The 6,998-nt window shown below is 36.6% G+C and carries 4 protein-coding genes and 1 pseudogene; all 5 read left to right on the top strand.

Going from position 1 to position 6,998, the window contains the following annotated elements; translation table 11 throughout:
- The first annotated feature begins 177 nt into the window (after window positions 1–177).
- The 5 genes and pseudogenes from J8L98_RS24195 to J8L98_RS24175 all read left to right on the top strand — a co-directional run bounded on the left by J8L98_RS24195 (window position 178) and on the right by J8L98_RS24175 (window position 6,569).
- Window positions 178–651: a hypothetical protein gene (locus J8L98_RS24195; protein ID WP_210998619.1), complete on the top strand. Its 474-nt coding sequence runs from the start codon at window positions 178–180 to the stop codon at window positions 649–651.
- A gap of 101 nt (window positions 652–752) precedes the next feature.
- On the top strand, window positions 753–1,121 hold the full coding sequence (locus J8L98_RS24190; RefSeq protein ID WP_210998618.1) for a hypothetical protein: 369 nt from the start codon (window positions 753–755) through the stop codon (window positions 1,119–1,121).
- A gap of 984 nt (window positions 1,122–2,105) precedes the next feature.
- Window positions 2,106–4,391, top strand: a complete 2,286-nt coding sequence (locus J8L98_RS24185) for a hypothetical protein (protein WP_210998617.1) — start codon at window positions 2,106–2,108, stop codon at window positions 4,389–4,391.
- A 71-nt stretch (window positions 4,392–4,462) separates the two neighbouring features.
- A pseudogene (locus J8L98_RS24180) lies at window positions 4,463–4,723 on the top strand (transposase); the annotation flags it as partial.
- A 484-nt stretch (window positions 4,724–5,207) separates the two neighbouring features.
- Window positions 5,208–6,569: a serine hydrolase domain-containing protein gene (locus J8L98_RS24175; protein WP_210998616.1), complete on the top strand. Its 1,362-nt coding sequence runs from the start codon at window positions 5,208–5,210 to the stop codon at window positions 6,567–6,569.
- Window positions 6,570–6,998: the final 429 nt, after the last annotated feature.

Genomic DNA, 6,998 nt, shown 5'->3' with positions numbered 1-6,998 from the left:
GGCCCGCTGTTAAGAGCGATAAAATCCCCCTCAAAGCACATAATGAAAATCCAAGTGAAAAGCTTCTAAACGATTGAACTAAAATAGGAACTCGGCTATGGTTGAGACATCAATAAAAAATAAATTAAAACGAGTAATTCTACAGGCTCGTTATGCATCCAGTAGATGCCTTTGAGTATGAATTTAGCAAAAAAATTAAAAAAAATTAGTGAAAAACCTAGCAGTGAAATATTAGTAAAGAGATACCTGCTAGATTGTTGTGAAAAGTTAAGAAGGTTTAGGTCAAGTGACTGCTTAGCTAAAAACTTATTGGTGGCTAGAAAATTTTTACGCGGAGTCGCTACACAAAAGCAAATACATCAAGCAGAATGGGAAATTGAAGCGGAAGCTTTTGGTGCTGAATATTTTTCAGAAAAAGGCGCTAGGGTATATTTCCGAGTAGATAAAAATATAAGTGCTGATTTAATAAAAGTCAGAATATCAAAAGGGCTATCCAATAGAGGTTCTAGGCAGCATCTTGTAGAGATGGCTTACTTCATAGACCGCGTTTTTTGCCATGTTGAATATTCAAGTAACTGGCTATTCACTGAGGAGTGTGAACAATTCATGTGTCCTAAGTTGTTTGTCAAATATTTTGGAATGGCTGCATAACAAAGCAAGTCAAGCGGACAATTTTTTGCAGGCTGGTTTCGCTTCGCTTCTCATTATAGCCTGCAAAAAATAGCCGTTGCTTGCGGCGTTAGGTATTTCTCATGATTTGCGATTCTATCGATATAAAATGTCCGTCTTGTGGGGATTTGGCAAAATTCGAAGAACCATTTGTTTTTAAAGATCCCAAAAGAATCCCTGATAATATTGAACATAAATCATGGGGCGGTTGGGGAGTTATCGAAAGGTTTCCATCTGATTTTAAATGGGTAGCACCTTCAGGCTCATCTCAATTTTTGCGCGGTGGCGGTGACAATGGTCAAGGCGGGTATCCTTTATTAACATATGGTTTGGTTCAGTGTGGTGGTTGCCACCAAAATAAGAAGCATAAATTAAATTTGCTAAGTAAGATGGGACAGTCACAAATTTCTTGCATAATTGGGTCGAGTTACATTGCAATGTTGAGCGTATAATTATGTGCCAGCCTCATTACTTTTGATGAATTATTTACATACATATACCCAATAACAGGTGAGCAATACCCACTAAAAAGCATCATTCATATTGAAATTACCACAGCTAAACCGATTGTTACTCCCAGCTACGACTTACAGCCAGATCTTACTGAGCAACAGCAAATCGTCAGCGCGCGCAAAGTCTGCGGTGTTATGTCGAAAGGCAATGACGTGTAAACGTAATGATGTATTGGAATTGGGTCAATAGGTTAGTCTAGCTGAGTAGGATAGAAAAAGATCAAGATTGGATTTCCTATATTCTGAGTTAGACACTGTTCAGCGAAGTTAGATAACCCCATCATAGTATTTAAAATCAACATCCATGTAATAAGGTGTAATGTTTTTTATCTTACTCCTTGGTTATATTACAAACTTAGTTATTAGCTTGCTTGTATGCATATCGCATTTTATGATTTCTATATTACTACTGTTAAGTTATTGTTTCTATAAATGTGCGTTCAAGTTGTGTGAATACAGATTGTTATTTGTTTTAGAATGAGGAAAATAATTTATAACTTTGTTTTATGTTTAATACTAATGAAATAACCTGATGTTATGGAAGAAAAGATATTTTAAGGTCGGGTTTTTATAATGGTATTGAAAATAAGAGATTCTTTGTGTGTGCTGATGAAATGTCAGCTTGAAATGGTGTTTACCACAAAGTAGCTGTTAGTATAGCGCAATTAGATGGGACAGTCACAAATTTCTTGTATTATTAGTTGGGGTTACATTGTAATGTTGAGCGAATAATTATGTGCCTGTCCTGTTTTATTTCCGAAGATGCGAAAGCTGAGATATTTAATTTTATAGAAATATTTTACAATCCAAAAATGCGCCATTCACATACAGCAGGTGTTTCACCTGCTAAGTTTGAAGAAGCGTATTATTCTGAATTAAAAACTGTCTAGTGAAAGCTGGGAAGTCCAACTTTAAGGAAATAGAATGAAAGACACATGCAATATTGACGGTTCAAAACAGAAAAACCCATTGTATTCGGCCAAAATTGGTTCAATATTTAACTCTGAAACAGGTAAGATAGGTAGCACTGTTATTGGAGGAGAAGTTAGCGTAATGAATTACAGTATGCAAACCTCTCAGGCAATGACAGGAGCGAGTCAAAGCTGCTATTCAGAATCTATGAATCGTGGTTCATTCACACTTTCTGGTAATTATGGGATATCAGGCATAAGCAGATTTAAATCAGCGGTCTCAGGATATTTAGGCAATTCATCCGCTGTAAAAAACAACTCCATTGTAATAGAATATAATTATATGATCTCCGTAGGTACAGAGTATATTGATTTTAACAATATGAAAGTGGCAGATTTCTTGTCAAACCTAAAGGAAGCGGAGAAAGTAGCGGCCATAGCAGCTCTTGATGAATTTTCGAAATTAGTAAAGTTATACCCACACGAACCTCTCAAAAACATTATGAAAAATCCAGATAATTTTCCTGATTTTATTGATAGTTTTAAAAAGTGGATAAATGCATGTAAAAACTTTAAAAAAACTGCCAATGATTGCTTTGTTGTTGGAGTTGACTGGGGAGGAATAGCTCAGGTTAAAACTGAGTTTACAAAAAAATCCTCTCAATCCACTTGGAAATATGGTGGAAATATGAACTTTACGTACTCTGGTTTGTCCAACGCTACTACAATTGGCGGCACCTATGACGGAAGTAGTTCCGACTCTTCAACAGATGTAAGAGTTGATATTCATAGTGATAGCATAGGGGGATGTGCGAGTACTTATGCTGAAAACTGGACGAATCAGTTACAAAATAAATCGCAAGAAGAGCTTTGGGACACTAAAGTATTTGATCAGGCTCCTGCAATTGCGAATCAAGTAACTCCCCCTGCGATGCCAGAGCTAACAAAAAAAGAAGCTTCAAAATCCCTAACGGACAAAATTGGTAGTATAAAAGATTTAGATGGATTAAAGGCCTACGCTCAAGCCGAAGCTTATGAAAAAGCTAAATTAAAAGATTCGAAGCTAACTTTAACAGAATTTTTAACGTGGTCGAATGAAAAATCCAACACCACTCAAGAGCAAAAATTAGAGGATCAAATATCATCGAATACAGTTACAACAATTAGCGAAGAAAACCTACTCAATGAGAGACAAAAGCGGCGTGAAATTTCAAATAAATTTACTTATCAAAAGTTTCATACTGAATCATCATTAAACTCAGATCCTGAATACGTCGCCTTGGGTATTTATATTATTAAGTGGTCAGATATTTTCCCATGGTTAAATGAAGGAATACTAAACGAAGTTGTTGACATTTCAGAAGCCAGTCTTGATGCGAAAATTCAAACCATGGCACAGGACTTTCTTGCATTATCAAGGATCTACGCAATAGCTTCCGATGGCAACCTGTATTGTGAATTAGTCTATTGGAACGGAGGCCTTTGGGAAACTTTAAAAGATGAATTTTATGGTGGTGTTTATGATATTCTATCTCTCCTAGGAAATCCCGACAAAGGTCAATCTGACCTTGATGATATTTATTTAAGACTAACCAAGGAAGCTAGAGAAATATATACAACCTGGGTGAAAAATCCTATGCTAAGAAACTTTGAAGTATGCGGTAGTGCAATAATTAAAGGAGAAACGTTTAGCGGAGAGATTATTTCTGGCCACAAACATGGAATTACAGAGTTCAAAAAAGAAAAAAGTAATTTTGACTTTAAAGCAAAAAATTACTTCTCATTCAAAAAATCATTAAAGCTTATTCCAATTATCGTCGGTAAAAATCGTATACGTTGCATGGGACCTACAAGTGATGATTCTCTTGGATATTTGGGTACTAGAAATGATAGTTACACAAATGACCACCTTGTTTATGGCATTGTAAATTTAGGCTACACTATGCATGGAAGCGGCATATCGATTGCTCACTTCGAAACCTCAGAGAGAGATGGCTGCTCATTTTTAAAATGTAATTCGACAGATGCTGAAATCGGTCTTATCCCAATTCCATATTCAGCGACAAAACACTCAGATGGCTGGACTGGGACCACCATTAATACAAATTTATCATCCTATGAATTAATGAGAGAAAACATACAGTCTACAATAGATTCAACCAAAACAATGGACAAGATGACATTTATACCAAACCAGTGGCAGGGAATCACTGATTGGAATGGCTTTTTTCCTAACAATGAATTGTATCCCCAATATGTAGGATTACTTGAAAGGAATACAGCTATATTTGGAAACTAACTTATGTTGTGGTTCAATAATTCCGGACACTATTTTAGGTGGTATCATTACCACTTAATCAGAGGTGTCCGATGGCAAAAAAACGCAGAACATTTAGTAAAGAATTCAAACTTTAAGCCGCTTGTTTAGTTTTAGACCAAGGCTATTCACTTCAAGAAGCATGTCGTTCATTGGATGTTGGAGAAACGGCTTTAAGACGCTGGGTTCAACAACTTGAACTTGAGCGAAATGGTGAAACACCTAATGCCAAAGCTTTGACTCCAGAGCAACAAAAGATTCAAGAACTTGAAGCCAGAATCAATTGTTTAGAGCGAGAGAAATCAATACTAAAGAATAATATGGGACAGGCACAAATTTCTTTGGAGTATGCAAAATAGGGCTCTTACGATTTAGCGAAATGGTTAATTCAAGTGAAGAGACCATGAAATTAGCACGAACGAGTTAGCAGCATAGCTTGCTGAATTAAATCAACGCGTTAACCTGCTTAAGTGTTCAGGCTAGAAAAGTGCGTGTGTGGTGAAAATATCATTGATAAATCGGCTAAAATTAGCTCTAATAACCGGATAAAACGTACTGAGTAATGCAGGGATGGCTTAATCACGAAAGACAAGCCAATAAAATAGGCTCGAGACAAGTTACGCCACTAAAAGCAAATTCCCATAGCATAAATAACACCAACTCTGACACATCGAGCAGGTATCGGCTCATTCCAACAAGCGATTATGCAGCACAAACAACGTGCCGTATAAATACTAAAGAGTTAGCTGCTTTTCAGAGGTAAGTGTTACTTAATTTACAATATATAAAAAGGACGTTATGAAAAAATTCAATACTCGTATTGTCTCTGTATCTATAGCTTTTTTATCGATATTAAATTTTTCTGCTAATGCCGATGAAATAGATGATTTTTTATTAAAGAAGATGCAGGATAAAAAAATTCCTGGCTTACAAGTCGCTATCATAAAAAACAACAAAATCATCAAAACAGCAAATTATGGCATCGCAAATATACAAGATAACATTGCCGTCACTGACAATACTGTTTTTACTATTAATTCGATGACCAAGTCTTTTGTGGGGGTTGCCATTATGCAACTTGTCGAAAAAGGTAAATTAGCATTATCAGATAAAGTTTCCTCTTATATATCAGACTTACCTGATGCTTGGTTAGGTATCACAATTAAACAACTTCTTACAAACACTTCAGGCCTGCCTAAAATTGAGTTAGAAACATCTCTTATTTCCCCTAAAGGTGCAGAAGCTTCTTGGGGTTTAGTTAAAACCTTACCTTTGGCTGCCAAAGCCAATACTCAATTCCAGTATACTTCTACAAATTATGTGCTTTTAGGGAAAATAATCACGCAGGTAAGTGGCAAAAGCTTTACCGATTTTATTACGCAAAATCAACTCACAAAAGTAGGAATGAAGCGAACTGAGTCGGCTGGCTTTACTCACTTTCAAGGCGTTATTCCACATCAAGCGAGAGGCTATACCTATTTTGGTAATGAATTAACTACGATTCAATATGAATTCCCTCCTTTTCTTCGAGCCGCGGCAGGTATGAATTCAAATGTTAAAGAGATAGCACAATGGGCAGTTGCTTTACAAGGAGGACAGCTACTAAGCGAGCCTTCAAGCTTAAAAGAATTGTGGTCGCCAGCTGTACTCGATAACGGCAAAACGGAAGGTTTTGACCGACTTTTAAATGGCTATGCACTTGGCTGGCAGGTTATTGATAGAGTAGAGCATCCGGCAGTTGCCTCTGTTGGTGGCGATAGATCTGCGTTGGTTATATATCCAGAGGATGATCTTTCCATTATTGTTCTTACAAACCTCATGGGGGCAAGTCCGCAGTCGTTTATTGATGAAATTGCTGAATTCTATATTGCTGATATGGCGGTTATCAATGGGATTGCTGTTACAGAAGGCACGTTGAAAAACTATGTTGGGCATTATAAGTTTTCTGAATTTTCCATTGAAGTGATGTTAAAAGATAACAGGTTATCTTTTCTCGCTTCGGGAGAGGGACAAGAACCGTTTATCCTTTATGCAAAGTCAGATACTCATTTCTTCGCTAAAGTGGTCGATTTACAAGCGAGTTTTAAACATAATGATGCCACGTCATCACTTGTCATACATCAAGGGGGTAAAAATTACCGTGGAACTAAAGAGCGTTAATTTATTTGGTGTTAACAGCAGCTAACAAAAAATAAAAAATAAAAAACAAAAAAGGACAGGCACAAACTTCTTTAAGTAAATAATATGGGACAGGCACAAATTTCTTTGAAGTATGCAAAATAGGGCTCTTACGATTTAGCGAAATGGTTAATTCAAGTGAAGAGACCATGAAATTAGCACGAACGAGTTAGCAGCAGAGCTTACTGAATTAAATCAACGGGTTAACCTGCTTAAGTGTTCGGGTTAGAAAAGTGCGTGCGGGGTGAAAATATCATTGATAAATCAGCGAAAATTAGCTCTAATGGCAGGATAAAATATACTGAGTAATGCAGGGATGGCTTAAGCACGAAAGATAAGCCGATAAAATAGGCATAAAACACCTTATGACACTAAAAGCAAATTCCCATAGCATAAATAACACCAACTCTG

Origin of the sequence: Pseudoalteromonas sp. MMG013 (assembly GCF_018100885.1) — a bacterium.
Taxonomy (GTDB): Bacteria; Pseudomonadota; Gammaproteobacteria; order Enterobacterales; family Alteromonadaceae; genus Pseudoalteromonas; species Pseudoalteromonas aurantia.
The sequence above is the reverse complement of the archived record's forward strand: the minus strand, read 5'-3'. Positions and strand labels throughout refer to the sequence as shown.

What these genes read in the sequence shown, in the direction of transcription:
- J8L98_RS24195 (WP_210998619.1), top strand. Translation starts at nt 178, where the DNA reads ATGAATTTAGCAAAAAAATTAAAAAAAATTAGTGAAAAACCTAGCAGT.
- J8L98_RS24190 (WP_210998618.1), top strand. Translation starts at nt 753, where the DNA reads ATGATTTGCGATTCTATCGATATAAAATGTCCGTCTTGTGGGGATTTG.
- J8L98_RS24185 (WP_210998617.1), top strand. Translation starts at nt 2,106, where the DNA reads ATGAAAGACACATGCAATATTGACGGTTCAAAACAGAAAAACCCATTG.
- J8L98_RS24175 (WP_210998616.1), top strand. Translation starts at nt 5,208, where the DNA reads ATGAAAAAATTCAATACTCGTATTGTCTCTGTATCTATAGCTTTTTTA.